We start from the raw sequence: 24,266 nt of genomic DNA, 5'->3' as shown, positions 1-24,266 counted from the left end.
ATTCCGTGGAGCCAGGAAGTAAGTAATCTGGGAACAGATATGACAGACCGGACTGTAAATGGCTGGACAAATCTGTGTACCATGGTATATGACAGATATGCGGTAAATTACCATATCGAGGGAGAAGAGACCCATACAGAATATATCACGGCGAGAAACATAGAGGACTATAAACTCTGGCAGCCAGGAGAAAAAGAAGGCCATACCTTCGACGGCTGGTACGAAAAAGAATCCGATATTGGAAATGAAGCCAAGAGAGAGCCGGAGCCGCTCACAGTACTTAAAAAATACGAATTATACGGTGAGTATGTAGCCAAGGAATATCCGGTATATATCTATATTTACCGGGATGGAAATACGGAAGAGGCAGCCATTGAGAGAAAACTGGGTGACTATGCATACGGAACGCCGTACAGCGAAATTCTGAAAGATGCGGTAATCGATGGCAAAAATTCAGATTTGACGACTAAAGACGGTATAGATGTGCTTTATGATCCGGCAAAGTTTGCGGCGGATTTCGAATGGGATATTCCGTGGAGCCAGGAAGTAAGTAATCTGGGAACAGATATGACAGACCGGACTGTAAATGGCTGGACAAATCTGTGTACCATGGTATATGACAGATATGCGGTAAATTACCATATCGATGATGAAGAGACCATTACTGAATATATTACAGCAAGAACTATAGGGGATTATAAACTTCTGAAAGCAGAAGAGAGAGAAGGTTATACCTTCGACGGCTGGTATGAGAAGAAATCCGATATTGGAAATGAAGCCAAGAGAGAACCGGAACCGCTCACAGTGCTCAAAAAATATGAACTGTATGGAACCTATGCTGCTCATACCTATACAATCGAGTACCATGGAAACGGCGGATTCCTTACCAGAAATCCGGAGAAAGATGTGACAACTTCTACTCATACCTATGGTGTAGAAGCTGTGCTGAAAAATGCGGGGACATTCACAAGAGAGGGATATACCTTCCTTGGATGGGCCATGAATCCCGATGACAGAACGATTCAGTTTGAGGGAAGCCAGAAGGTGATGAACCTTGCCTCAGGCCAGGGCTCTGTTGTGAGACTGTATGCCTTATGGGCATCCAATGCTTCGATTCTGGACCCGGTATCAGCAGCGTATAAAGTAGAGCATTATCTGGAAAATACAGACGGCACATATTCTCTGAAGGATGTGGATTTTCCGTTATATGGAGAAGTAGGAACAGAAGTGACGGCAGAAGCGGGAGATTACGAGCATTATACGCTGAATCCTGAGCATGAAGACTATCAGGCTTCCGGTATTGTGACAGTTCCCCAATTGGGAGCTGACGCTCAGGAGCCTACGGTGCTTACTCTGAAACTTTATTACAATCTTGACAGGCACACAGTAACCTTTAAGTCAGATGATCGTGGAATACTGGATGGCACAGAAGTGGAGATAACCGGGACATACAAATATGGTGAGGTTTATCCGACAGCGCCGGCTGTAACTGCTGTAGACGGATATGTGTTCGATGGCTGGTATGCAGGCGGACAGAAAATTTCCGAGTTCCCGGACATGGTGACTGCTGACGCAGTCTATGAGGCGGGATATAAAGAGGATAAGAACCATAACGGCATTGCCGATGATGCAGAGACGAAGTATACGGTAACCTATACGGACGGAGTAGACGGAGAGGAACTTTTTAAGGATCAGGTATATGAGAACCTTCTTTCCGGAACCAGCACGCCGGCCTTTACTGGAACACTGTTCAGAGACGGTTATGTATTTAAGGGATGGGAACCGGCAGTAAGTCCCACCGTGACAGGCAATGCAGTCTATAAGGCAGTTTGGGAGAAAAATGAAAATGGAAGCGGAAATAGTGGAGGAAGCGGTAACAGCTCTGGTTCTGGTTCCGGAAGCAGTTCAGGAACTTCGGCAGCATCTTCCAATACCGTTGCTTCTCCCAAAACAGGAGATACAAGTCCCATTTTACTTTTGACTCTGACAGGTCTGGTTTCACTGGCAGGAATAGGAGCGATTGTATTTGACAGAAGAAAGAAAGGATATCACGGAAGAGACAGACACTGAAAATCATGATATGAAATACAGAAAACGGGCATACAGCAAAACAGCGGCCGGAGCCCGCATCCGCAGTTGTCGGGAAAGGCTTGGCCTTTCCCGGCAGAGGATGGCAGAACAGATAGGAAAAGCGGAAAAATACTACGCGGACATAGAGCGCGGTTACTGTGGAATGTCTCTGGAAACCATGGTTAAGATAGCAGACTGCCTTGGCATCACGCTGGATTATATGATTTTCGGAGAGGACAGACAGGATTTGCCTGAGGATTCCAGAAGTATTCTTTTTTTCCTGGGAAACTGTGATGAAAAAAAGCGGAAGAAGGCCATGGAGCTTCTGAAGGTTTATCTAACAGAATAGTTTTCAGAAGGAATAGTTCCGAAAGGGGTCTTGACTGACACAGATTTTTCCGGACTCTGAAAATAAGAGAATTCTACAATAAGATTATCTAAATAAATAAGATTATTCTGTGATATCAGGTGTTTGAGCTTTGAAAATCACGGAATAATCTTATTTTTATGACATCCATCCTGTGGCGCCGCCTGCTGATCTTATATCTACTGCTTCCGAAGGTGCAGCCGGCAGAGCAGTTCATTGGTGATTGTGCCTGCCTTCTCGGCCATCTCCTCAGCCCGGAGGGTCTGGTTTCCGTCGGTTCCCAGGAAGGTGACTACATCGCCGGGGCGGGCCTCCGGAATTCCGGTGACGTCGATGATGAGCTGGTCCATGCAGATATTTCCGATGACATGGGCTCTGCGGCCCCGCACCAGCGCCGGCAGCTCCGTGCCGGAAAGGCTGCGGGGCAGGCCGTCGGCGTAGCCGATGGTGACTGTGGCGGCCCGCATGGGGGCCTCTGCCCGGAAATGGCGTCCGTAGCTGACGGTCTCTCCGGGATGTAAGTCGCGGATTGTGGCAATCCGCGCGTGAAGGGAAAGAACAGGCCGCAGGGGCACACGTTCCAGAAGCTGGGAATCGGGACTGCTTAAGACTCCGTACATGGCGATGCCGAAGCGGGCATAATCCATGGAAAGTCCCGGGTAATTCAGGACGCCGTAGCTGCTCTGAAGATGGAGTTTCCCGGGATCGCAGCCCTTTTCCCGCAGGATTTCGGCTGTCCGAAGAAAGGAAGAAATCTGCACACGGGTAAAGAGAATATCGTCAATCTCCTGGCTGTCGGCCACGCACAGGTGGGAATACATGCCGAGAATCCTCAGGCGGGGCAGGGAGAACAGGGAGGCCAGAGCGTCGATATGCTCTGCCCGCTCTCCCAGCCGGTGCATACCGGTGTCGATCTTCAGATGTACCTTTACCGGATAGGGAGCGGCGGCGTTCAGCGCTCTTGCGTGGGCGCAGTCCGCTGCCGTCTGAATCAGGTCGTTGGCAGTGAGAAGGCAGGCGTCCTGAGGGGGCGTATAGCCCATAATCAGAATCTCACCCTGGATGCCGGCCTTTCGAAGCGCGATGCTTTCCTGAAGGGTAGCCACAGCAAAGGCCCGCACGCCGATCCGGTTCAGGTAAGAGGAGACAGGCAGAGCTCCGTGTCCGTAGGCGTCAGCCTTTACTACTGCCATAAAGGCACAGTGTTCAGGAAGAAGCTCTTTCAGCTTCTCCACGTTCCATTTCAGGTTTTCATAGTTCAGCTCCTTCCAGGCGCGCTGTTCGGGCATCAGCCGGAAAATCATGGCGTCAGAATTGATTTTTGTAATCATGTTATCCCCTCCTCAACAGATTTTTTAGTTTAGGTTTCACCAGCAGCCAGAGCGTGGCGAGAATCCAGGACCCCGCAAAGGATGCCGCAGCTACCGCAAGAAAATGTACGACGCTGTTTTCAGTGAAAACGGTAAGGCCGGTGACGCCGGCAAATCCTCTTACCAGAATCAGAAACAGCGGATGCAGCAGGTATACGAGAAGCGGCAGATCTCCGGGAAGGCGTTTCATGGGGTCCGGGCCTTTCACATCCAGCAGGATGCAGAATAAAAAGTACATCAGCGGCACCAGAGCCAGATACATGCTGTCATGACGCTGCACATCCAGAATCTTCAGCGTGATGCCTTCCGCAAGGAACAGGGCGGAGCAGATGCCGAAGCCTGCGAGAGCCAGCGAAAAAGACGGGGGGCAGCGCAGAGCTTCCAGGGCTGATTTTCCCCGGGGCGATCTGAAAGATTTTCCCGCAGCTTTGCCAGGATTTTTTTCCGCGGTCCCCTGGCGGTACTGCAGAGAAATCACGTATCCCAGCATCAGGAAGACCGGAGCATAGAAGAGGCCGTTCCGCGTATAGCTGGACACGTGGAAGATCCCCTCGTAAACTGTGTAAATGACAGAGCCCTCTTTCAGAAATCCGTAGTAGCTGTCTCCGGGAAGTCCTGTCAGATACAGAAATACGGAGATGAGAAAGACGGCCTTTGCAGGCAGGTACGCAAGTCCTGCCCATACAAGGGCAAAGCCCAGCAGCAGGGCCGGCAGATACCAGAGATGGTAAAAGGTTCCGTCGGTCAGGATCATTTTCAGGAGCCCTCCCAAGCCTGCGCCATTGAAATGATCTGCGTACAGGTTGACGGGCAGATACAGGAGCATCGACGCCAGATAGATAAGCCCGATACGTCTCAGGTAGCGCAGGCCCCGGCGGGTATCTCCGAGGGCTTTGGGCAGCACGAAGAAGCCGGTTACCATAAAGAAAAAGGGAACGGCCGTGCGGGCAATGATCCGGGTCAGCACGAAATCCGCTTCCGGACTTACAGAAGTCAGAGGCGAGGTGTGAATCATGATGACAAACAGTGCGGCCAGAAGCTTGAAGCAGTTGATGCCGGGATAGATATGTTTTTGTGCCATAGGTTTCTCGGTCATGGTTACCTCCAGAGTGTGACGACGCAGCCGTCTGTATTTGTGCCGGATACCTGGAAAGGCAGAGTGGATGGCAGCGACAGGAGTACAGAACCGTCAGAAGCCTCTGCTTTCTGGTAAAAGATTTCAAAGCTTTTGTTCTGGATAGTGATTTCCAGATGAGGGCCTTCTGCCGGAAAATGGCTCAGATAATCGAGGTATTCTTCCAGGCAGAAGCCGTGCAGCTTCATGATGGCGGCGTGGGGCAGGCCTACGTACCGGAAATGCCAGGGCTCCGCCGCAATGCCGGTGATATCTTCTTTTCCTTCCGGATACCGCTCGATAAAGCCATAGGAAATCATTTTTTCCCGGAAGAGGCCGCAGATCCCGTCTTCTGGGAAGCTGGGGCGGATGAAATCGATGGGCTCCCGGTTCAGAGCCAGGTCAATGGCAAGGCCGGTCTGGTGTTCGCTGCAGTCCGGCAGGGCCACGTATTTACGGGTAAATTCCTCACCGTTTTCCGCCAGCGAGGAGGCGTAGATCTGTTTCTGTTCTGCGAGGGTGCGGTAGCCGCTGACAGGAATCAGGGAGGCGCCGCAGCCGATAGCGGTAAACAGATTTTCCAGAACAAGGGCGGTACGGCGTTCCAGAAGGACGCCGGAGCCGAAGAAGGGTGTCAGCCTTTCCGGAGCCACACTCTCGGGAAGAGGATGACGGGCGTTTACCAGTAGCAGACTTCCCCGGTTCAGATCGCTCCGGGTCAGAAGGAGTGTTTTCATGGTTCCACCGCCAGCCGGATCAGGGCGTCTACGATTTCTTCAAAGGTCATTCCGATGCCCTTCAGCATGCTGGGATAGCGGCTGTGTGTGGTAAAGCCGGGGATGGTATTCACTTCGTTGAAGACGATTCGGTTGTCCGGTGTCAGGAACATGTCCACCCGGGCAAAACCTCTGCATGACAGAATCCGATAGATGCGGGCTGCCGTCTCACGGATGCGCTCCGCTGTCTCGGTATCAATGCGCGCAGGACAGTGAATCCGGGAGGTCTTCAGCGTATATTTTTCCGTGTAGTCAAAAAAGCCTTCGGACAGTTCGATTTCGTCTACCTCTCCCATGATCAGGCTGTTGTTGCCGAGAACGGCGCAACCCACCTCAAAACCGGGGATGGCTTCCTCCACCAGAACCGAGTCGTCGTGGGAAAACGCAAGCGTCATGGCTTCTTCCAGCTCCGCCGGAGTTTCGATGCGGGTGATGCCGAAGGAAGAGCCGGCCTTCACAGGCTTGACAAAAAGCGGATACTGAAGGTGTTCTGTCATGGAAAATTGTTCAGCTTCTGTGGGCATTCTGCGGAAAAGGACGGAGTTGGGCACCTCGATGCCGTCCAGGCTTACCAGTGTGTGGGCCAGATGCTTGTCCATGCCCAGGACCGAAGCCTTCATGCCGCAGCCTACCACAGGCAGACCGGCCAGTTCGCACAATCCCTGTACAGTGCCGTCTTCTCCGTTTTTTCCGTGAAGCACCGGAAAGACTGCGTCCAGACGGATGAGCTCCAGGCCGCCTGTGCGCGCAATCAGAAGACCATGGTCCGTGCGGTTCGGGGAAAGCATGGCCGGGAGACAGTCGGCGGAAGCCCAGGTGTCTGCCGGAATCCGGTCAATATCGCCCTCATAGCACAGCCAGGTGCCTTCCCGGGTGATGCCGATCAGATGAGCCTCATATTTTTCCTGATTCAGATGGGTAATAACAGAATAGGCAGACTGCAGGGAGACCTCGTACTCCGTAGAGCAGCCGCCAAAAAGAATCGCAATCACGGTTTTATTTTTTGTTGTGTTCATTTCCATAAATGATGACTTCCTTTCTCTGGATACCAGTCTGTCCGGTATCTGTGTAATACTCCGGTCGGTCTTCGTTTATCACAGTTTCAGTATAAGACAGACCGGTGACAGGACCGTGACTTTTGTGTGACAGATTCGTCACAGTCCACGGGCGGGCCCTCCGGCAATGCCGGAAGGCCCGCCCGGTGTCTTTATTGTAGCGGTTCAGAAAAAGGGAAATCTATAGATTCCGTGATGAGAGCCTTAAGAAATCCTTGCGATATATTTAGTTATTTCGAAACCTGTTTTTCCTGCCGGGACCTGCCTGGTTTCGGCTTCTGCCCTGGAGAAATGCCGGAAGAAGCAGTGGCAGAAGTACTTGAAGATGTACTGGAAGAAGAGCCGGAAGAAGTATCTGGCTCCGTTTTTATAAAAGCGGGCAGATCAATGGTAAATATGGTGCCCTCCTCACTGCTCTGGGCGGAAATAGTGCCCTGGTGCGCGGTGACGATTTCCTTTGCGATAGCAAGTCCCAGTCCGGCGCCGCCGGTGGCGGAAGAACGGGCTGAATCCAGGCGGTAGAATTTTTCGAAGATGGCATTCAGCTGTCCGGGCGGAATCTGCGGTCCCTGATTGGTGAAGGTGATGCGGATCAGATTATCCTCCTGCCGTGCCCGGATCTCAATGACCGTATCCGGGTAACTGTAGGCTGCCGCGTTTTTCAGAATGTTGTTGAAGACGCGGGCCAGCTTGTCAGGATCGCCGGGCAGGATCAGGTCCTCAGGCACGTCCAGATGAACAGATTTTCCTCCAGGCGCCAGGATAGGATAGAATTCTTCCGCCATCTGCATCAGCATGTAGGACAGACGGATATTTTCCCGGTTCAGCGGAATGGACTGCAGATTGAAACGGGTGATTTCAAAAAATTCATTGATCAACTGTTCCAGGCGGTAGGCCTTATCCAGTGTGATGGAAAGATATTTGGCCCGCTGCTCCAGGGGAAGATCGGGTGCTTCCTTTAAAAGCTCCAGGTATCCGATGACCGAGGTCAAAGGAGTGCGGATATCGTGGGCCAGGTAAACCACCAGATCATTTTTCCGCTGCTCTGCCTCCCGGGCGTCCTGTTCTCTCTTTTCCAGAATGGTCTTGGATTCATTCAGCTTCAGTTCCAGAAATCCCATCTCCGGCGACAGGGTGATGAGCTCTGTCTTTTTATCCAGAAGGGCGTCACAGCCGGAAGAGATCTCATCAAAATATTCCGTCACCCAGCGGATGGAATAACGGAATACGATAATCAGGGCAATAATGATGGCAGCCGCGATAATACTGTCCAGGTTGTTGCGGAAGGTGGCTTCATAGATATAGAGGGCATCGGAGTAATCCAGGTGGAATACGCCGGTCAGAAAGGCCACAACCGAATCTCCGAAGCGTCCGCGGATCAGCTCCCGCAGCAGAAAGACGGCCCCGATGGAAATCAGGACCAGCGACAGCATTTTCCGGGTCATCTTCCGTTCAAACAGTACATAGCTGCTTTTTCTTACGTTCCTTTTACTCAATTTTATATCCCACTCCCCATACGGTCTTGATGTACTTCGGTTTCTCGCTGGAATCATGCATCTTTTCCCGCAGATGCCGGATGTGCACCATGATTGTGTTGTTATTGCTGCTGTAGTATTTTTCTCCCCATACGTCGTAGAACAGCCGGTCAGAGCTTACGACCTCGCCCCGGTTTTTGCAGAGGCTCCAGAGAATGGAGAATTCCGTGGGAGTCAGGGCCAGCGGCTTTTCATCCAGCGTGCAGGTGTGATCCCGCCGGTTGATCACCAGGCCGGAGATGGAGATGCAGTCCTGATCCTCCTCCTTGGCCGCGGTGTTGTATTTGGTAAAACGGCGGAGCTGGGCCTTGACCCGGGCAATCAGCTCCAGAGGCCGGAAGGGCTTCGTCATATAGTCGTCCGCGCCCAGAGTCAGGCCGGTGATTTTATCGATCTCCTCATCTTTGGCTGTCAGCATGATAATCGGGAAATTCTGAGTCTCCCGGATTTTCTGACAGATGGTAAAGCCGCTCATGTCCGGCAGCATCACATCCAGCACAGCCAGGTCCGGCGTCTCGCTCTCAAGCCAGGCAAGCGCGTCTGTGCCGTTGTAAAATTTGCGTACTTCATAAGCTTCATTGGTCAGGTATAGTTCAATCAGATCAGCGATTTCTTTTTCGTCATCCACTACTAAGATTTTTGCCTCTGCCATTGTAATCCCCCGTTTCTGTATCTGGTATGGCGGAAGAGTCTTTTCCCGCCATTATAAGTATCTTTTACATTCCAACACCAGTATATCAGAAAACGCAGGAGAAAAATTTAAAAGTTTTGTGTCCAAATTCTTAAGAAGAAATGAAATTTGTCTTTCAAATCAGTTTTTCGGCAGAGATTCCGGAGCAGTCTGCTGCGTGAGCGCTCTGCCATACAGAATCCTTTCGTACAGAAGGCCGGTCAGGAACCATACGGGAGCATAGTCCAGCCGGATGATACCGTGGATATTGAAGCGTGCCCGGCTGTAGTCCCAGGGGCACATATCGCGTTTTTTCAGAAAGCTTCCGGTCAGGTATTCTGTGAGGAAAATGGCGCAGGTATAGACGGCGCCGCGTACCCAGAAGCATTTTTTCCGCAGCAGCCGGGCGATGGGAGCCAGAAAGGCAGCCATCCCGTATATGGGAAACATCCATATGGAAGAGTGGCCTTCCAGTTTCATCTGGCGCCGCTGAAAGGATTTGAGGCCGGTCCAGAAAATCTCCAGACACCAGCCGATCAGTCCGCATAGAATAAACTTGTTCTTCATCATAAGGAAAGTATGGACAGAAAATGCGGAGGCTATGCACGGAAAATGCGGCCGCTCTGCGCTGTCTCCGGCGCAGAACGGCCGGTTTTGTAAGGCGGTCCGGGTGATTTCTGCTTGACGGTCCGCGCCTGCCTGTTGTACAATAGTTTTCGTATTTAAGCGGATATGGCGGAATTGGCAGACGCGATAGATTTAGGTTCTATTGGGAACACCCGTGCAGGTTCAAGTCCTGTTATCCGCACCAGATAATGATAATCCGAACCCGGTTCCAATCGGGGACGGCTTCGGATTTTTAGTATATTTTGAGTGCTAAAGCAAAAACGGTGGTATCGTGAGTGATACCGCCGTTTTTGTCATACGCTCCTTTCTTTTCCTTTCCTTTTCTACCTCCTTTGCTCTCTGTGCTTTCCATTCTTCAAATTCTTTCTGTCCCTCCGGGTTTTCAAAGAATTTTTGACAGGCATGTGTTACGTGCTGAATTCTTTTGGCGAAATCACGCTTCATTGGTATATTGACTGCATATGAAGAAAATCTCGGTACTCATAGCAAAAATGTGACTATCATAACATTGGTTCCTCTTTGCTATAATGTCGAGTGATGAATTCAAGAATTAGATAAATTTTATCGTAACAGAGGTTGACATTTCTCATTTTGGCGCATATACTGAATACATCAAAATAATTTGATGTGAGGTGAGATCGTGGAAACAAAGTATCAGGAGCAGGCAAAAGTGTTTAAGGCTTTGTGCGATCCAAAACGGCTTGCAATTCTGGAGCAGCTAAGAGGCGGAGAAAAGTGCGCCTGTGTTTTACAAGAACCTCTGGATTTAACGCAGTCTGGTCTTTCCTATCACATGAAAATTCTCTGTGATTCCGGCATTGTTACCAGCCGACAAGAGGGAAAGTGGACGCATTACCGATTGAGCGTTTCCGGCAGAGAATATGCGATGGAACTGCTGAAGGAACTGACAACGCCGGATACAGAGCAAGCGATAACTTGTCATCAGTGTGGATAGAATACGCCATCTAAATAGCGGGTGGCGTTTCTTTTGGCAACATTCATCAAAATATTTTGATATGTAATGTATAAAATAGAAAGTGAGGTTTTTGTATGGGCGTATGGGACTTTATTCAGGATCAGGTGCTTGGGATGCAATGGCTCAATGCACTGATCGGTATGGGTCTGTCGTCCCTTGGTTTGGATGTTGCCGGACGAATTGGCGGCAGCATACAGTTTTTCATTTATGATGTCTTGAAAATCACGGTATTGCTTTGTGTGCTGATTTTTGCGATTTCTTATATCCAAAGCTACTTCCCGCCAGAGCGGAGTAAACGTATCTTAGGTAGATTTCACGGAGTTTGGGCGAACATTATCTCTGCTCTGCTGGGAACAGTTACGCCCTTTTGCTCCTGCTCATCTATCCCGCTGTTCATCGGCTTTACGAGTGCGGGCCTGCCGCTGGGTGTGACATTTTCCTTTTTGATCTCGTCTCCAATGGTTGATCTGGGAAGTCTTGTCTTGCTCATCAGCATTTTTGGCACAAAAGTAGCCATCATCTATGTGTTGTTGGGGCTTGTCATTGCCGTCATTGGCGGTGCGATCATTGAGAAACTGCACATGGAAAAGCACATTGAGAGCTTTGTTCTTTCTGCTGGCAGTGTGGACATCGAGTCTCCCGATCTGACGATACGGGAACGACTGATTTATGCGAAGGAACAGATGCGGGATACCTTCAAGAAAGTATTCCCCTATATTCTGGTGGGCGTCGGTATTGGTGCGCTGATCCACAACTGGATACCAGAGAACTGGGTGGAAACCGTTCTTGGCAGCAATAATTCCTTTGGCGTTATTCTCGCCACGATTGTAGGCATCCCTATGTATGCAGATATTTTTGGCACCATTCCGGTTGCGGAGACACTGCTCTTCAAAGGGGCACAGCTTGGAACGGTTCTGTCCTTCATGATGGCCGTCACAACTTTGTCGCTGCCGTCACTTATCATGCTCCGCAAGGCGGTAAAACCGAAACTGTTGGCGTTGTTTATTGGTGTTTGTGTGATAGGAATTATTGTTGTTGGTTATCTGTTCAATGTATTTCAATTTATTCTAATGTGATTTGGGAGGTAATTTACAATGGGACTGTTTGGTAAAAAGAAAGAAGAAAAAAGCTGCTGCTGCGGGAGTAGCTGTACACCGGAGGCTATGGCCCAGGCCGCAACCGCAAAAAAGGCAGCTGGTGTTAAAGTGTTGGGTTCTGGATGTGCAAAATGCCATGCGTTAGAGGATGCTGCCAGAGAGGCACTTGAAGAACTGGGCATGGATTCAACCATCGACCATGTGACCGATTTCGCTCAAATCGCCGCCTATGGCGTGATGACCACACCTGCTCTGGTGGTAGATGGCAAAGTGGTATCTTATGGTAAGGTTTTGAAAAAGGACGAGGCCAAAGCCCTCATTCAGAAGGTCAGAGGGTGAGCGTATGAGCCAAAAACCAAAAGTAGCCTTTATTTGTGTTCACAACTCCTGTCGGAGTCAGATTGCAGAGGCGTTCGGAAAGTATTTGGCCTCTGATGTCTTTGAAAGTTATTCCGCAGGGACACAAACGGTACCGCAGATCAACCAGGATGCCGTGAGGCTGATGAAACAGTTATACGGCATCGACATGGAGCAGACGCAATACAGTAAGCTCTTGACCGAACTTCCACCGATTGATATCGTCATAACTATGGGATGCAATGTGAATTGCCCCTATCTCCCCTGCAAATACAGGGAAGACTGGGGACTCGACGATCCGACCGGGAAAGAGGAAATAGAGTATCGGAAAACCATGGCTGCCATTGAGCAGAAAATAATAGCACTAAAAAATTTTGTTAAAGACAACCTTGAGTATTAAAAATAGCCCTCTCGGCATCGGGAGGGCTAAACTGCATTTTCACCATTTTGACTTTGTTGATCACTTATTTTTCTCGGATTGGCACATTTCGCTGTCGCAAGATCCTGCCTCATGTACGGGCCCCAGTCCGCACATGATGGCAGAAAAAGCTCTACATTGGCTGCCGAATCTGTCTTCTCAATGCTCAATAGAAAAGGTATAATGAAAAAAAGGATTTCCTCAGGAGGTGCTGCAGTGAAAATAGAGATCGGGAAAGAGTTTCCACAGTATTTTAAAGCTTTATATCCGGAAGAATTTGAGCTGTTTTCGCATTTTGAAGTAACGGCAGGAATACCAACCGTTTTGTTTGCGGTTACCACATGGAAAGAAAACGGAAAACCAAACGTCTGCTTTCACTCGTGGAGCTGCTTTCATGGGGATAAAACTGCTTTCTTTGCTGTGATGGGAAATCTGTATCAGCACACTCATACTTATGCCAACATAAAGAGAGAGCAGTGCTTTTGCGTCAATTTTCTTCCCATCAGCTATTATGATAATCTGGTGGACACGATTCACTGCAATGAGATGGACGATGATGAATTTGCCGCCGGAGGATTTACAATCGACAGTGCAAAAGCCGTCCACGCACCCGTGATTCATGAGGCTTTTCTCAGCATGGAATGTACACTGAAAGAAATACAGGACTTAAGCGGCGCAGGAATTACGGCTATGGTGATCGGGCAGGTGCAGCATATCTCTGTGGAAGAATCTTATGCACAGGGGTATAGGCAGCGGTATGGCAAAGATGGCTTTATGATGTTAATTCCTGCGCCGCAGGACCTTGTTACGGGAGAGCCGAACAAGTCGGCAATTGCGACGGTACATATTGAAAAATACGATTGATTCGAGGAAGGGCGTGGAGATGGCGGCCTCAAATATAAAAGCGGTGTGTTCCGCTAATATTCAAAAAAGGAAACAGGTGCGTATGGAATACACTATCAGGAGAATGCGTAAAGAAGAATATGGTCTGCTCCGTGATTTTTTGTATGAGGCAGTCTTTGTGCCCGATGGCGTTGAGGCGCCGCAGGAATCTATTCTGAACTGCCCGGAATTACAGGTATATATTTCAGATTTTGGAACAGACAAAAACGACAAGGCTTTGGCTGCGGAAGCGAGCGGAAAGATTGTCGGAGTAATTTGGGCGAGAATCATGAAGGATTACGGGCACATAGATGAGGATACGCCCTCTCTTGCCATGTCTGTTCTGAAAGAGTACAGAAATATGGGGATAGGTACGGTTTTGCTTAAGCACATGATGTGTGAGGAAAAAGCTGCCGGTTACGTTAAGCTTTCTCTGTCTGTTCAAAAGGATAACTATGCTGTAAAGCTGTATCGAAAAGCAGGATTTGTGACGGTCAGCGAAACAAATGAGGAATATATTATGACTGTTGACTTAAGCCGGAATTTTGAAGAGGCAGATAATGGGCTCAGATTCCTGCAGAGTGATGGAAATAATCCTGACTTTGCTGAACTGTGCCATGAATTGGATCTTTTTCTAAAATGATGTTGAATGCGCTGAAGTAAAGCGTGTTTTTATTAAGACGGGACACAGAGGCAGGGGAACTGCAAAGAAACTTATGGCGCAGTTAAAGAACGCTGCAAAAACAAAGGGATACCATTATTTGATTCTGGAATCTGGAGAGCCGCTTGTGGCAGCCATGGCCTGAATCGAAAGGAGGTGTAAGCAGGGCTGTGACTGGCGAAAGCAAAAGTGAAAGGGACTGGATGGAGCTTTATCATCTGGCAGAACAGTATTTTCATGAGCACGGAGACCTTCTGGTTCCCGGAGACTATGTCTGCTATGGGAAAAGGCTGGGCAGATGGATCGGCACGCAGCGCGCGGCGGGGAAAGGAAAGCGCGGCCAGTTGACGGAAAGCCAGATTCGCAGACTGGAAGCGATAGGAATGAGCTGGGACCCGGTGGAGGAGCGGTGGCAGGCTATGTACCAGCTTGCAAAAGAGTATTATGACGTTCATCAGATGCTGAATATTCCCAGCAATTACGTGACGGATACCGGAGTCCGCCTGGGACAGTGGATAGCCCGGCAGAGAAAATGCTATAAAAATTATCTGGCAGGAAAAGCAGGCGGCGGAGTAGGAACCATTACCCGGGAACGAATAGATTTGCTTAATAAACTGGATATGATCTGGGATGGGACAGGGAACACGGCAAAGACCTCATTTCCGGAAAAAGCGTTGTTTTTTTATCTGAGAAAATATTTTCCTGATATGGAAAAGCTGTCTCACCGCCGGGAGCCGGGTGTGGAACTGGATCTGTATATTCCCTCTGTCCGGACGGCGATAGAATATGATGGTCTGAAGTGGCACAGAGATAAGCTGGAACAGGACGAAGAAAAAGGAAGGATCTGCGAGCGCAGCGGAATCCGCCTAATCCGGCTGAGAGAGCCCGGCCTGCCGCGGATATCCCGGTGTGTGTTTGCGGTTGAACTAGAGGATTTCGGGGACAGGGCTTTTGAGGCAGCGATAGCAGAACTGTTTCACTACCTGAAGATATCGGAGTTCGATGTGGATATTGCGCGGGACCGCCGGGCGATTCTGGAGACGTACAGGAATTTTACTGCCAGAGCCTGGGATCGGGCTTATCAGGAGCTTTACGGCTATTACCGGGAACATGGCACGCTTTCTGTTCCTGCCGATCTGCTCAGCTCTGACGGGATTAACCTGGCCTGGTGGCTCTACACCCAGCGCGGCGCCTACCAGGATAATGAGCTGACTGCTCTGCAGATAAAAAAGCTTGAGTCTCTGGGAATCAGCTGGGCTCCATTTGAGGAGCGCTGGGAGTACATGTATGATCTGGCTGCGGCATACGTGCGGCAGCATGGGGATCTGATGATTCCGCATGACTATATAACGGATCAGCAGGAACGGCTGGGAGGCTGGCTGGCGCGCCAGAGGGAACTGTACCGCAGAAAGGAGCTGGAACCCCGGCGAATCAGACGGCTGGAACAACTGGGAATCCAGTGGGAACCAAAGAAAATGAGACAGAGAAGATATCTGGAGGCGGCAAGAGCATACCAGAAAGCGGAAGGCAGCCTGGAAGTACCGTTTAATTATATCACAAAAGACGGCCTGCGGCTGGGGGAGTGGCTGGCTGCTCAGAGGAAGCGCTATCGGGCAGGCAGACTGGACGGTCAGATGATACAGGAGCTGGAAGGGCTGGGAATTCGGTGGGAACCGTATTCCTCCCGGTGGGAAGAAATGTTTTTACTGGCACAGGCTTATTATGAAAAGCATGGAGATCTCTGCGTTCCGTATGATTATGTCACGGGAAAAGACGATGCGCTGGGGCGGTGGATAGTCTGTCAGCGCCGGAAGTCCCGCGGAACAGCTGCCGGGAAAAGGCTTACGGAAGAACAGAAGGAAAAGCTGGATGCTATTGGAATGGTGTGGGACCCTTATACAGAAAAATGGATGAAAAAGTACCGGGCAGCAGAGAAATTTTACCAGGCAGAGGGTCATTTGAAAGTCCCTGCAGATTTTATTACAGAGGATGGAACGAAGCTGGGAATGTGGCTGGCATCGCAGCGCCAGGCCATGCGGGGCAACCCGAATTATCTTATGAATCCGGAGAGAAAACGGCGGCTGGACGCCATCGGCATGGACTGGAGCCTTAAACGCACCAGCCCGAATGCCCGGCGCAGGGCCTAGGAACTAATCCCGGTCAATTTTGTCCTGAATTACCTGCCTGGGCCGCTCCATCAGCTGCTCAGGCTTGGAGATGCAGCTCTTGATATGCTTGAAGCCAAGAGCATAGATAAAGCCGTCGCAGATACGCTCATCCACAACGAATTTCATATTCAGGTACGTCCTGCGGCGGAGTACGCCGTTTCGGTCCAGCTCATGGACTGTCTCTTTGCTTCCAATGGCTCCGAAGACGGAGATAGTGCCGAATTCATAGATATGATGATAGACCGGCTGCATTCCGATAGAGCCCATATTTGTGATAAAGAAACTGGAGTGGAAGGGGCTTAAGTCTGTGATTTTCTTGGGAATCCAGCCATGGCGGTCCAGAAACTTCAAAAGACCGAATACCAGGGAAATCAACCAGTTGGGAATCAGACTTAAGGCCAGCTCCAGCTTGTCAAAATCATTTCTGTTTTCGTCCTCGGCAACCTTTTTGGTGCGGTCGATAGGATTGGCCAGGGCCTGTATCTCGTCAGACACTTCCTTCAGGGTAGCCTCCATTTCAAAATGCGGCATAATCGTGGTACGCTCGCTGTCCCGCTGCATACCCTTCATGACAACCATGGAGCCTTTCATCTCATTGCGGGCATAAATATTGCTTCTTGCGACAAAGCGATTCAGTTCAGGTACCTGGGAATAGGTGCGGACGATTGCTGCGAAAATAATATGATAAAGAGTCAGTCCGGGAATTTTTCCCTTGCGCATCTCATGCAGAAAATCCTGTGTATGTGTGATGTCGATTCGATCCTCAAACAGCACCCAGCTGTCAGCTTTGCTTTTCATAATAAAAGGAATCAGTTTTCCCATCGGGTCCAGATTCCTCACCAGAAAGCCATCATTTCGGTCGCCATGGCGGCGTCTTCTTCCTTCTAAAGGTTTCATTTTACTTGTACTCCCTCTTAAGTTTGGCCTTATTGTATACTATAAGGGAAAAGCTTGTCAACCGGAAACCGGGGATTTCCTCTTGTCCCCAGTATGTATCTGTGATATAGTGATTACGTCAGCGCACCCCAAATGCTGTGGGTCTGCGCAGAACGTACAGGGATTAAGGGAGGCAGTCTGAGGCATGGCTTTTTGGAAAAAAATAATGACGTTTGCGCTTGCGGGAATTCTGGCGGTTCAGCTTGGCGGCTGTGGAAGCGGAGAAGCGCAGGACGAAGAGATAGAAGAGATCAAAGTGGAAGTTGTGGGAGAGGAAGCAGCAAAAGAAGAGCCTGCGGAGGTCCTCTCGGATCTGGAGACGACGATTACCTGGTGGACTTATCCGATTTTTGTTCAGGAAGAGGGCCAGGAGGATGGAGCCTATGAGCAGCAGCTGATTAAGGAATTTAATAAGAAATATCCGAATATCACAGTGGAGCTTCGGATGCTGGATTATACAGAAGGGCCGTCTCAGGTACAGAGCGTGATTGAGTCTGAAAGTGGAGAGATGCCTAACGTACTGCTGGATGAGCCGGGAAGAATCAGCTCTTATGCAAAGAAAGGCGTTCTGGCGGATATCAGTGATATGTTTACGGAGGAAGTGGCCTCTGATATTGTAAGCGAAGGAATTTTAAGCGCCTGCAGAAACGGGGATGCTTATGTAATGTATCCGTTAAGCGGTTCTAATTATGTAATGGCTTTTAACCGCTATATGATCGAAGGTTCCGGGGCCATTGAGCTTATGAACCGGGAGGGCGCCTGCACCTGGACTACAGATGCTTTTGAGCAGGTGCTGGAACGGCTGAATGCTTCCGGTTTCAACAGCGGGATGCTTTACTGCTCAGGAATCGCGGGCGACTACGCCACCCGCTCTTTTATCACCAATCTTTATGACGGCAGCCTGATGAATGAAGATATGACGGCCTACACCATGAACAGCGAGGAGAACCGTCAGGCGCTGTCCAAGATCAAAGAGTGGATGGAGAAGGGCTGGATTCTGAATGGCTCCGCATTCTCCGGCGCGGACGCGGTGGCTTCCTTTGTCAGTGGGGAGAATTCCTACTGCCTGCTCTGGAGTCTGCCCCAGGCTCTCAGCAATGCGGAGGCTCTGGCGGAGAACGGAGTGGAGGTGGTTGTGATGCCCTATCCTTCTGCGGATGGCGTTCCGTCTCTGGAGTTTATGCTGAACGGGTTCTGCATTTTTGAAAACGGAGACGCGGACAAGCTGCAGGCCTCCCGCTATCTGGTGGATTTTCTCTGTAATGATGAGTCAGTTGCCGTGGAGAATGTAGTACGAAGCGGGGCGTTTCCGGTGCGGACCTCCATGGGAGACGTCTATGAGGGAAATGCGGATGCTCAGCTTTACGAAGCTCTGATGCCTTACAGCGGAACTTATTATAATAAAGTAGAAGGATTTGAGGAGATGCGCGTCTACTGGTATCAGATGGAGACGGAGATCCTGAATGAAGAATACAGTGTGGAAGACGCCACAGACAGTTTTGTAGAGTATGCAGATAAGACACTGGTAAAGGAAGAAAAGGAAGAATGACAGAAATCGGTATTTGCGGAGTGAAAATTCTGGACCCTGTAAGCGGGACAGAGAAGACGGCAGACATTCTTATAAGGGATGGTAAGGTAGCGGCAGTAGGCGAGGCGCTGGATACAGCTGGCTGTGAACGTATTCTGCAAGCTTCCGGGCTGACGATTGCGCCGGGGCTGGTGGATGTACATGTGCATTTCCGGGACCCGGGCCTTACCTATAAAGAAGATATTCTGACCGGCGCGGCAGCGGCAGCGGCAGGAGGTTTTACCACAGTGGTCTGCATGGCGAATACCAGACCGGTCAATGATAATCCGGAGACTCTTTCCTATGTGCTGGAAAAGGGAAAGCAGACAGGAATCCATGTGCTGGCCTGCGCGGCAGTGACGAAAGACATGCAGGGAAAAGAACTGACGGATATGGAGGAGCTTCGCTGTCTGGGAGCGGCAGGGTTTACGGATGACGGGAAACCGATTCTTGACAGAGAACTTTTGCGGAAAGCCCTCGAGGAGGCTGCCCGCCTGAACGTGCCGGTCAGCCTTCATGAGGAAGATCCTGCCCTTATTTCAGATAACGGGATCAATCGGGGCATGGTTTCGGAGAAACTGGGAATCGGAGGTTCTCCGGCGGAAGCAGAAATCTCCATGGTGGAGCGCGACTGCCGTCTGGCTGAGGAGACCGGGGCAAAGGTCAATATCCAGCATATCAGCACGGCAGGAGCAGTGGAAGCCGTGCGGCGCTCGAAGAAGAGAGGGTCCCGTGTGACGGCAGAGGCGGCGCCTCATCATTTTACGCTGAATGAAGAGGCTGTGCTGGAATACGGAACTCTGGCAAAGATGAATCCGCCTCTCCGCACAGAACAGGACAGGCTGGCGGTGATAGAAGGACTCCGTGACGGGACGATTGATATGATCGCTACAGATCATGCGCCCCACAGCCGGGAAGAAAAGGATCTGCCGCTGACCGAAGCGCCCAGCGGAATCATCGGCCTTGAGACGGCTCTTGCTCTGGGAATCACTCATCTGGTTCGACCGGGATATTTGAGCCTGATGCAGCTCATGGAGAAGATGAGCCTGAATCCCGCCCGTCTCTATGGGCTTCCCTGTGAAGGAATCCAGGTGGGAGCCCCTGCTGATTTTGTGATTTTCAATGAAAAAGAAGAATGGACAGTAGAAAGCTTCCGTTCCCGTTCCTCCAATTCCCCCTTTCTGGGAAAGAGGCTTTTCGGGCGGGTACATTATACGATCTGTCAGGGAAAAATAGTATACGAGGCATAGAGGTATTCCGGACCGCAAACCGTCTGCGCATGAAAAGGGCGCAAAAAACAGGGTGTAAAGTGATATCGGAATACAAAAGTGCAGAAGAGTGCAACAGTACAAGACAAAAGTACAGAAGAGTACAAAAGAGGATACGAAAAAATTCAGCCTGGAATTTTTCGTATCCTCGTAATATTTTAATATTTCGTTGACAGTTCAGCCTGAGCCGCAGAAAAGCTTATGACAGATTTTCTCTTGTGAAAAGATATTTTTTAAAACGGACAAACTCCCGTACTTCTTTCTGCTCTCTGGAGGGAAAGCTTTTATAATCCATAAGCATCTTTGCGTCGGCCCCATTCAGGCGGATCAGGCTGTCGTCCTGGGTAATGGCCGTATGTTCACGAATGACATCTTCCGTGGAATGAATGCCGGAAAAATCTCCAAAGAGAAGCTGGTCCACAGATATCTGGTAAAGCTCGGCGAGATAAAGGAGCGTAGGGATGTCAGGCAGTTTCTTCCCTCTTTCATAATTGGAATAGGTCTGACGGGCCACATGAATCTGGCTGCTGACATAATCTTGAGAATAACTGTATACATCACGCAGACTGTGCATGTTCACAGCCAGTTTTATTTCAGGCATCCCGCTTGCTCCTTCCGAAAATTAGTGGCATTATTATACCAGTTTCCGGTCTCTTATATACGCAATGGAAGAAAACGTAGCATGTTTGCTGAAATTTGTCGCTGTTCGATGACAAAAGAGCGGATTATAATTTTTTCTGGCTGAGCGTACTGTTGTGATACTCTGTAGACCAGGTGACCTCTTCTCCGAACCAGTCGGGCGGAAGAAAGGCATTGGCTTCTTCTTCGGAGGAAAATTCCACTTCAGCGAGAACCAGCCCCCGGAAAGGCGGTTCAAAAATGTCAAGTTCAATGGTGAGTCCCGATTCCAGCGGAATCAGATAGCGGCGTTTGCAGATAATATTGCCGTCTGCCTTAGCTTTCAGGTGGTTATAGCTTTCGGCGTTCAGAGGCAGGTTATATTCCTCACGGCTCATGAGCCCTCTGGACTTGTAGGTGAGGAGATATTCGTCATCGCTGCGGCGGACTCGCACAACAGGGTCGGTACAGAGATAAGCCTGTTCCAGCGTATGGTATGGGTAAGATTCCAGATTTTCGGGAAGAGTTGTAATCAAAAATTTGCGTTCGATTTCCATGACAGTCTCCTTTTCCGCTGCATAAAGCAGCACAAATTGCTGCTGGCTATCCTGACTGCAGCAATACAAACTTTTCTATGCTCATAGAGGGTAACATATCAGACTGGATAATTCAACGATAATTTGTTATAATGTTAAAAATAGACTGAAAAGAGGAGGAATCAATATGAAAAAAGTAAGCATTTTTTTGGCGGAAGGTTTTGAAGAGGTAGAAGCTTTGACGCTGGCGGACGTGCTGAGAAGAGCCGGCGCGGAAGTTACACTGGTGGCCGTGGGCGGAAAGCGCGAAGTGGCAGGAAGTCATGGAATTATCATTACAGCGGACTGCCTGTTTGAGGACATGGATTTCGCTGACATGGATCTTCTTCTGCTGCCCGGCGGAATGCCCGGGACACTCCATCTGAAAGAATGCAGCCCCCTTGTGGAACTCCTGAAAGAATTCTGCGGAAAAGGAAAGAAGGTTGCGGCCATCTGCGCGGCGCCCACTGTACTTGGAGAAGCAGGACTTCTGAAAGGCAGGAAAGCGACCTGCTATCCGGGATGCGAGGACGGCCTGAAGGGAGCAGAAGTTCTGACAGACCGTGTGGTGATTGACGGAAACATTACCACCAGCCGCGGAGTCGGCACAGCGATTCCTTTCGCGCTCTCTCTTACTGCGCAGCTCTTTGACCAGAATAAAGCGGACGAAATTCGTGAGTCGATCGTATATGGCCACGGCCCTGCGAAGAACTAAAAGACAAGGCGCGGCGGTTCCAGTCATTCCCAACATAAGGCGGGCCCTTCGTGTGCACAATAGGAGCATGGAGGTGATACAGATGACAGAACAGTCCAAGTCTAACCAGATGGCAGTTCCCGAAGCGAAAGCAGCTATGAACCGCTTCAAAGAGGAAGTTGCCAGCGAGCTGGGCGTGCCTTTAAAAGAAGGCTATAACGGCGACTTGACTTCTGCTCAGGCAGGTTCCATCGGCGGCGAAATGGTTAAGAAAATGATCATGAAGCAGGAACAGCAGATGAGCGGAAAGTAAGTATAAAAACAGGTAAAAAAACAAACTGAAATCGAACACAGAAAAGAGCGGCTCCCGGTATGAAGCAATTCACATACCGGGGGCTGTTTTTGTATGATAAAAGGCTAAAAATGCAAAAAGGAGGTTTTGAAAAAAAGATTGAGGTATACTCAGAAACTGTAGGATTAAGAAACATAATGAGCATGAGCATACTGCCGGCGGCCGCAGTGTGCGGCGCTTCATACGGTGATGTCAGAGGAAGCAGACAGGACAGAGAAAGAATAGATTGAAAAATGGATAATACAGAGAAACAAAAAAAGAATAACAAAAAGAGATGGTTCCGGGCGGGGAGTATACTGTGCGGAGTTATTTTTCTGGGAGCCCTTCTTTTTATTGGGGTTTATGTGGGCAGACAAAGGCAGGCAGAAAGAGAATATGAGGCCATGCGGGAGGCCCAGAGAATGGCTGAGGCTGAAGCAGCTGAGGAGCAGGCCGAAGCGGAACGAAGAAGGCGGGAACAGGAGGAGGCAGAGGCCCGGGAAGCGGCAGAAAAGAAATCAGACGCTCCTCATCTGGAGAATACGGTAGATTTTGAGGCGCTGCAGGAAGAGAACAGCGATATCTATGCCTGGATTCAGATTCCGGGGACGCTGGTGGATTATCCGATCCTTCAGCATCCCACGGATGACAGTTATTATTTGAATCATACTCCGGAAGGCGTATCAGGACTCCCTGGAAGTATCTATACGGAGTCTGTGCACCCAAAGGATTTTTCGGCTCCGCTGACTGTGATTTACGGACACAATATGAGAAATGATACCATGTTTGGCAGTCTTCATGATTATGAAGATCCGGACAAGCTGGAAGAATCCCCGTATGTCTATATTTATCTGCCGGACAGGACACTTGTATATCAGATTTTTGCGGCCGTCCGCTTTTCAGATGCTTATCTGCCGGCATACTGTGATTACGAAGAGGAAGAAGATTTTCTGTCTTTTACGGAGGAACTTTGTTCCTCTGAGGGAAATGTAAATGAGGAAGTAGAAGTACCCTATGGCAGCAGGCTGATAGTCATGTCCACCTGTATAGGCAGCGCTCCTTCCAACAGATTTCTTGTGGTGGCGGTGCAGATCGATGACTATGAACGGTAAAAGAAAGAAATGGAAACGGGCAGCGGCTTTGATTTTGGGTGTTCTGATTCTTCTGGCGGCATCCGTGTTACTGACAGCCTCCGGAATGATTCAGAAGGGCCGGCGTTCTCTGGAAGAGCCGGGCGCTTATCTGGAGGAAGCAGTGCAGCCCTTTCCGGACGGGGCGCAGATAAGCCTTGATGGAGAACAGTATGAATACCGGGACGGGCTGATTAATATTCTCTGCCTGGGAATCGATGGAAGGGGAAAGGCAGAAGAAAATACAGAAGTTGGTTTTGGCCCCAGGGCAGACTGTATCGTTCTGGCAGTGGTGGATACAAAAGCGAACACACTTACGCTTCTTAACATTTCCAGAGATACTGTGACTCCTATCCGCTGGTTTGACAGCAGAGGAAAGGAGATAGGACTGTATGACTATCAGCTGGGCCTGCAGTATACGATGGGAGACGGACTTGGGACAAGCTGCGAGATGATGGAAGAAGCCGTATCCCGGATGCTGGGGGGAATTCCCATACATGGATACTGTGCAGTTTACTGGGGAGCCGTATCGGCGCTTCAGGAGGTGACCGGTCCTGTGACCGTGACCATTCCGGAGGAGCTCCGCGAACTGGACCTGTATCATTTTCTGGAAGGCGGGGAAGTGGAGCTTACGCCTGAGCAGGCGCAGATTTTTGTGCAGGGGCGTGACATTGGGCAGACCGGAAGCAATGAGACCCGGATGCTCCGCCAGCAGGAGTACATGCAGGCCATGTATCAGAAGATTAAGGAAAAGCTGAAAAGGAATCCGTTTTATATCTTTTCTATGGAAAAAGCAGTGGAAGAATATCTCGTTACCGATCTGGAAAAGGAAGAAATCCTGGCGCTGGCCTGGCAGGCAGCCGGGACTTCGGGAGAAGAGCTGTCGATGATCACAGTGCCGGGTGAAACGGTAGACACCATGTTTCAGGACGAGTTCCATGTGGATCAGGAGGGGCTTTCTGAAATACTGGAGGAACTGTTTTATGAAAAAAAGTGATTGGGAA

24 protein-coding genes, 1 tRNA gene and 3 pseudogenes are annotated in these 24,266 nt (G+C 49.9%); 18 read left to right on the top strand and 10 right to left on the bottom strand.

The window, feature by feature from the left end; translation table 11 throughout:
* Positions 1 to 2,070: LPXTG cell wall anchor domain-containing protein (locus tag B5E82_RS01755; protein ID WP_140393061.1), on the top strand; the 2,070-nt coding region annotated here is incomplete at its 5' end.
* On the top strand, positions 2,027 to 2,419 hold the full coding sequence (locus B5E82_RS01750) for a helix-turn-helix domain-containing protein (RefSeq protein WP_087305654.1): 393 nt from the start codon (positions 2,027 to 2,029) through the stop codon (positions 2,417 to 2,419). The genes B5E82_RS01755 and B5E82_RS01750, both read left to right, overlap by 44 nt.
* Positions 2,420 to 2,616: 197 nt before the next feature.
* Here B5E82_RS01750 and vanT read toward each other — a convergent pair whose 3' ends face one another.
* From vanT to B5E82_RS01715, 7 genes and pseudogenes are all read right to left on the bottom strand, one after another.
* Entirely contained in the window at positions 2,617 to 3,768 is a 1,152-nt protein-coding gene (gene vanT / locus B5E82_RS01745; protein WP_206415602.1) for a serine racemase VanT catalytic subunit, read from the bottom strand.
* Position 3,769: 1 nt separating this feature from the next.
* Positions 3,770 to 4,903: an acyltransferase gene (locus B5E82_RS01740; protein ID WP_087305653.1), complete on the bottom strand. Its 1,134-nt coding sequence runs from the start codon at positions 4,901 to 4,903 to the stop codon at positions 3,770 to 3,772.
* Between the two features lie 2 nt (positions 4,904 to 4,905).
* Positions 4,906 to 5,658, bottom strand: coding sequence for a M15 family metallopeptidase (locus tag B5E82_RS01735; protein WP_087305652.1), 753 nt, complete (start codon positions 5,656 to 5,658; stop codon positions 4,906 to 4,908).
* Positions 5,655 to 6,713 (bottom strand): D-alanine--D-serine ligase VanG, encoded by a 1,059-nt coding sequence (vanG, locus tag B5E82_RS01730; RefSeq protein ID WP_087305698.1) that lies wholly within the window; start codon positions 6,711 to 6,713, stop codon positions 5,655 to 5,657. The genes B5E82_RS01735 and vanG overlap by 4 nt, the downstream gene beginning before the upstream one ends.
* A 413-nt stretch (positions 6,714 to 7,126) precedes the next feature.
* Positions 7,127 to 8,197 (bottom strand): annotated as a pseudogene (locus B5E82_RS01725) (sensor histidine kinase); the annotation flags it as partial.
* Between the two features lie 43 nt (positions 8,198 to 8,240).
* The gene (gene vanR / locus B5E82_RS01720; RefSeq protein ID WP_087305651.1) at positions 8,241 to 8,939 is read right to left on the bottom strand and encodes a VanR-ABDEGLN family response regulator transcription factor; all 699 of its coding nucleotides are present in this window, start codon (positions 8,937 to 8,939) and stop codon (positions 8,241 to 8,243) included.
* A 159-nt stretch (positions 8,940 to 9,098) separates the two neighbouring features.
* Positions 9,099 to 9,527, bottom strand: coding sequence for a putative ABC transporter permease (locus B5E82_RS01715; protein ID WP_330398206.1), 429 nt, complete (start codon positions 9,525 to 9,527; stop codon positions 9,099 to 9,101).
* A gap of 156 nt (positions 9,528 to 9,683) precedes the next feature.
* Between B5E82_RS01715 and B5E82_RS01710 the strand changes: the two genes are divergently transcribed.
* The 9 genes and pseudogenes from B5E82_RS01710 to B5E82_RS01665 all read left to right on the top strand — a co-directional run bounded on the left by B5E82_RS01710 (position 9,684) and on the right by B5E82_RS01665 (position 16,122).
* Positions 9,684 to 9,768 (top strand) — tRNA-Leu (locus tag B5E82_RS01710).
* A 456-nt stretch (positions 9,769 to 10,224) separates the two neighbouring features.
* A complete protein-coding gene (locus B5E82_RS01700; RefSeq protein WP_087305647.1) occupies positions 10,225 to 10,539 on the top strand; it encodes an ArsR/SmtB family transcription factor in 315 nt (104 codons plus the stop codon).
* 95 nt (positions 10,540 to 10,634) lie between these two features.
* Positions 10,635 to 11,636 (top strand): permease, encoded by a 1,002-nt coding sequence (locus B5E82_RS01695; protein WP_087305645.1) that lies wholly within the window; start codon positions 10,635 to 10,637, stop codon positions 11,634 to 11,636.
* Between the two features lie 18 nt (positions 11,637 to 11,654).
* Positions 11,655 to 11,996: a thioredoxin family protein gene (locus B5E82_RS01690; RefSeq protein WP_087305642.1), complete on the top strand. Its 342-nt coding sequence runs from the start codon at positions 11,655 to 11,657 to the stop codon at positions 11,994 to 11,996.
* A gap of 4 nt (positions 11,997 to 12,000) precedes the next feature.
* Entirely contained in the window at positions 12,001 to 12,414 is a 414-nt protein-coding gene (locus B5E82_RS01685; RefSeq protein ID WP_087305641.1) for an arsenate reductase ArsC, read from the top strand.
* A gap of 234 nt (positions 12,415 to 12,648) precedes the next feature.
* Positions 12,649 to 13,296, top strand: coding sequence for a flavin reductase family protein (locus B5E82_RS01680; RefSeq protein ID WP_087305639.1), 648 nt, complete (start codon positions 12,649 to 12,651; stop codon positions 13,294 to 13,296).
* A gap of 82 nt (positions 13,297 to 13,378) precedes the next feature.
* Positions 13,379 to 13,849: pseudogene (locus B5E82_RS01675) on the top strand (GNAT family N-acetyltransferase); the annotation flags it as partial.
* Between the two features lie 124 nt (positions 13,850 to 13,973).
* Positions 13,974 to 14,120 (top strand): annotated as a pseudogene (locus tag B5E82_RS01670) (GNAT family N-acetyltransferase); the annotation flags it as partial.
* Between the two features lie 25 nt (positions 14,121 to 14,145).
* Positions 14,146 to 16,122: a helicase associated domain-containing protein gene (locus tag B5E82_RS01665; protein ID WP_087305635.1), complete on the top strand. Its 1,977-nt coding sequence runs from the start codon at positions 14,146 to 14,148 to the stop codon at positions 16,120 to 16,122.
* Between the two features lie 3 nt (positions 16,123 to 16,125).
* On the opposite strand, the gene B5E82_RS01660 is transcribed toward B5E82_RS01665, so the two are convergent.
* Positions 16,126 to 17,040, bottom strand: coding sequence for a 2-oxo acid dehydrogenase subunit E2 (locus tag B5E82_RS01660; RefSeq protein ID WP_087305633.1), 915 nt, complete (start codon positions 17,038 to 17,040; stop codon positions 16,126 to 16,128).
* A gap of 184 nt (positions 17,041 to 17,224) precedes the next feature.
* On the opposite strand from B5E82_RS01660, the gene B5E82_RS01655 reads away from it, so the two are divergent.
* Both B5E82_RS01655 and B5E82_RS01650 read left to right on the top strand, forming a co-directional pair.
* The gene (locus tag B5E82_RS01655; RefSeq protein ID WP_087305631.1) at positions 17,225 to 18,628 is read left to right on the top strand and encodes an ABC transporter substrate-binding protein; all 1,404 of its coding nucleotides are present in this window, start codon (positions 17,225 to 17,227) and stop codon (positions 18,626 to 18,628) included.
* Positions 18,625 to 19,896 (top strand): dihydroorotase, encoded by a 1,272-nt coding sequence (locus B5E82_RS01650; RefSeq protein WP_087305629.1) that lies wholly within the window; start codon positions 18,625 to 18,627, stop codon positions 19,894 to 19,896. Before B5E82_RS01655 ends, B5E82_RS01650 begins: the two co-directional genes overlap by 4 nt.
* 217 nt (positions 19,897 to 20,113) lie before the next feature.
* Here the strand turns inward: B5E82_RS01650 and B5E82_RS01645 are convergent, their stop codons facing one another.
* Positions 20,114 to 20,515 (bottom strand): helix-turn-helix transcriptional regulator, encoded by a 402-nt coding sequence (locus B5E82_RS01645; RefSeq protein ID WP_087305627.1) that lies wholly within the window; start codon positions 20,513 to 20,515, stop codon positions 20,114 to 20,116.
* Between the two features lie 124 nt (positions 20,516 to 20,639).
* Positions 20,640 to 21,089, bottom strand: coding sequence for a CYTH domain-containing protein (locus tag B5E82_RS01640; RefSeq protein WP_087305625.1), 450 nt, complete (start codon positions 21,087 to 21,089; stop codon positions 20,640 to 20,642).
* A gap of 166 nt (positions 21,090 to 21,255) precedes the next feature.
* Here B5E82_RS01640 and B5E82_RS01635 point away from each other — a divergent pair, with 166 nt between their 5' ends.
* The 5 genes from B5E82_RS01635 (at position 21,256) to B5E82_RS01615 (ending at position 24,259) form a co-directional block, all read left to right on the top strand.
* Positions 21,256 to 21,822 (top strand): DJ-1 family glyoxalase III, encoded by a 567-nt coding sequence (locus tag B5E82_RS01635; RefSeq protein WP_087305624.1) that lies wholly within the window; start codon positions 21,256 to 21,258, stop codon positions 21,820 to 21,822.
* 82 nt (positions 21,823 to 21,904) lie between these two features.
* Entirely contained in the window at positions 21,905 to 22,114 is a 210-nt protein-coding gene (locus B5E82_RS01630; protein WP_330394716.1) for an alpha/beta-type small acid-soluble spore protein, read from the top strand.
* A gap of 59 nt (positions 22,115 to 22,173) precedes the next feature.
* Complete coding sequence (locus B5E82_RS01625) at positions 22,174 to 22,383, top strand: hypothetical protein (protein WP_087305622.1); 210 nt, start codon at positions 22,174 to 22,176, stop codon at positions 22,381 to 22,383.
* 171 nt (positions 22,384 to 22,554) lie between these two features.
* Complete coding sequence (locus tag B5E82_RS01620) at positions 22,555 to 23,244, top strand: class B sortase (RefSeq protein WP_162610675.1); 690 nt, start codon at positions 22,555 to 22,557, stop codon at positions 23,242 to 23,244.
* On the top strand, positions 23,234 to 24,259 hold the full coding sequence (locus B5E82_RS01615) for an LCP family protein (protein ID WP_162610674.1): 1,026 nt from the start codon (positions 23,234 to 23,236) through the stop codon (positions 24,257 to 24,259). The genes B5E82_RS01620 and B5E82_RS01615 overlap by 11 nt, the downstream gene beginning before the upstream one ends.
* Positions 24,260 to 24,266 lie beyond the last annotated feature (7 nt).

Source organism: Lachnoclostridium sp. An138, assembly GCF_002160765.1.
Classification (GTDB): Bacteria; Bacillota; Clostridia; order Lachnospirales; family Lachnospiraceae; genus Laedolimicola; species Laedolimicola faecalis.
The sequence above is the reverse complement of the archived record's forward strand: the minus strand, read 5'-3'. Positions and strand labels throughout refer to the sequence as shown.

What these genes read in the sequence shown, in the direction of transcription:
- vanT (WP_206415602.1), bottom strand. Translation starts at nt 3,768, where the DNA reads ATGATTACAAAAATCAATTCTGACGCCATGATTTTCCGGCTGATGCCC.
- B5E82_RS01740 (WP_087305653.1), bottom strand. Translation starts at nt 4,903, where the DNA reads ATGACCGAGAAACCTATGGCACAAAAACATATCTATCCCGGCATCAAC.
- B5E82_RS01735 (WP_087305652.1), bottom strand. Translation starts at nt 5,658, where the DNA reads ATGAAAACACTCCTTCTGACCCGGAGCGATCTGAACCGGGGAAGTCTG.
- vanG (WP_087305698.1), bottom strand. Translation starts at nt 6,713, where the DNA reads ATGAACACAACAAAAAATAAAACCGTGATTGCGATTCTTTTTGGCGGC.
- vanR (WP_087305651.1), bottom strand. Translation starts at nt 8,939, where the DNA reads ATGGCAGAGGCAAAAATCTTAGTAGTGGATGACGAAAAAGAAATCGCT.
- B5E82_RS01715 (WP_330398206.1), bottom strand. Translation starts at nt 9,527, where the DNA reads ATGATGAAGAACAAGTTTATTCTATGCGGACTGATCGGCTGGTGTCTG.
- B5E82_RS01695 (WP_087305645.1), top strand. Translation starts at nt 10,635, where the DNA reads ATGGGCGTATGGGACTTTATTCAGGATCAGGTGCTTGGGATGCAATGG.
- B5E82_RS01690 (WP_087305642.1), top strand. Translation starts at nt 11,655, where the DNA reads ATGGGACTGTTTGGTAAAAAGAAAGAAGAAAAAAGCTGCTGCTGCGGG.
- B5E82_RS01685 (WP_087305641.1), top strand. Translation starts at nt 12,001, where the DNA reads ATGAGCCAAAAACCAAAAGTAGCCTTTATTTGTGTTCACAACTCCTGT.
- B5E82_RS01660 (WP_087305633.1), bottom strand. Translation starts at nt 17,040, where the DNA reads ATGAAACCTTTAGAAGGAAGAAGACGCCGCCATGGCGACCGAAATGAT.
- B5E82_RS01655 (WP_087305631.1), top strand. Translation starts at nt 17,225, where the DNA reads ATGGCTTTTTGGAAAAAAATAATGACGTTTGCGCTTGCGGGAATTCTG.
- B5E82_RS01650 (WP_087305629.1), top strand. Translation starts at nt 18,625, where the DNA reads ATGACAGAAATCGGTATTTGCGGAGTGAAAATTCTGGACCCTGTAAGC.
- B5E82_RS01645 (WP_087305627.1), bottom strand. Translation starts at nt 20,515, where the DNA reads ATGCCTGAAATAAAACTGGCTGTGAACATGCACAGTCTGCGTGATGTA.
- B5E82_RS01640 (WP_087305625.1), bottom strand. Translation starts at nt 21,089, where the DNA reads ATGGAAATCGAACGCAAATTTTTGATTACAACTCTTCCCGAAAATCTG.
- B5E82_RS01635 (WP_087305624.1), top strand. Translation starts at nt 21,256, where the DNA reads ATGAAAAAAGTAAGCATTTTTTTGGCGGAAGGTTTTGAAGAGGTAGAA.
- B5E82_RS01630 (WP_330394716.1), top strand. Translation starts at nt 21,905, where the DNA reads ATGACAGAACAGTCCAAGTCTAACCAGATGGCAGTTCCCGAAGCGAAA.
- B5E82_RS01625 (WP_087305622.1), top strand. Translation starts at nt 22,174, where the DNA reads ATGAAGCAATTCACATACCGGGGGCTGTTTTTGTATGATAAAAGGCTA.
- B5E82_RS01620 (WP_162610675.1), top strand. Translation starts at nt 22,555, where the DNA reads ATGGCTGAGGCTGAAGCAGCTGAGGAGCAGGCCGAAGCGGAACGAAGA.
- B5E82_RS01615 (WP_162610674.1), top strand. Translation starts at nt 23,234, where the DNA reads ATGAACGGTAAAAGAAAGAAATGGAAACGGGCAGCGGCTTTGATTTTG.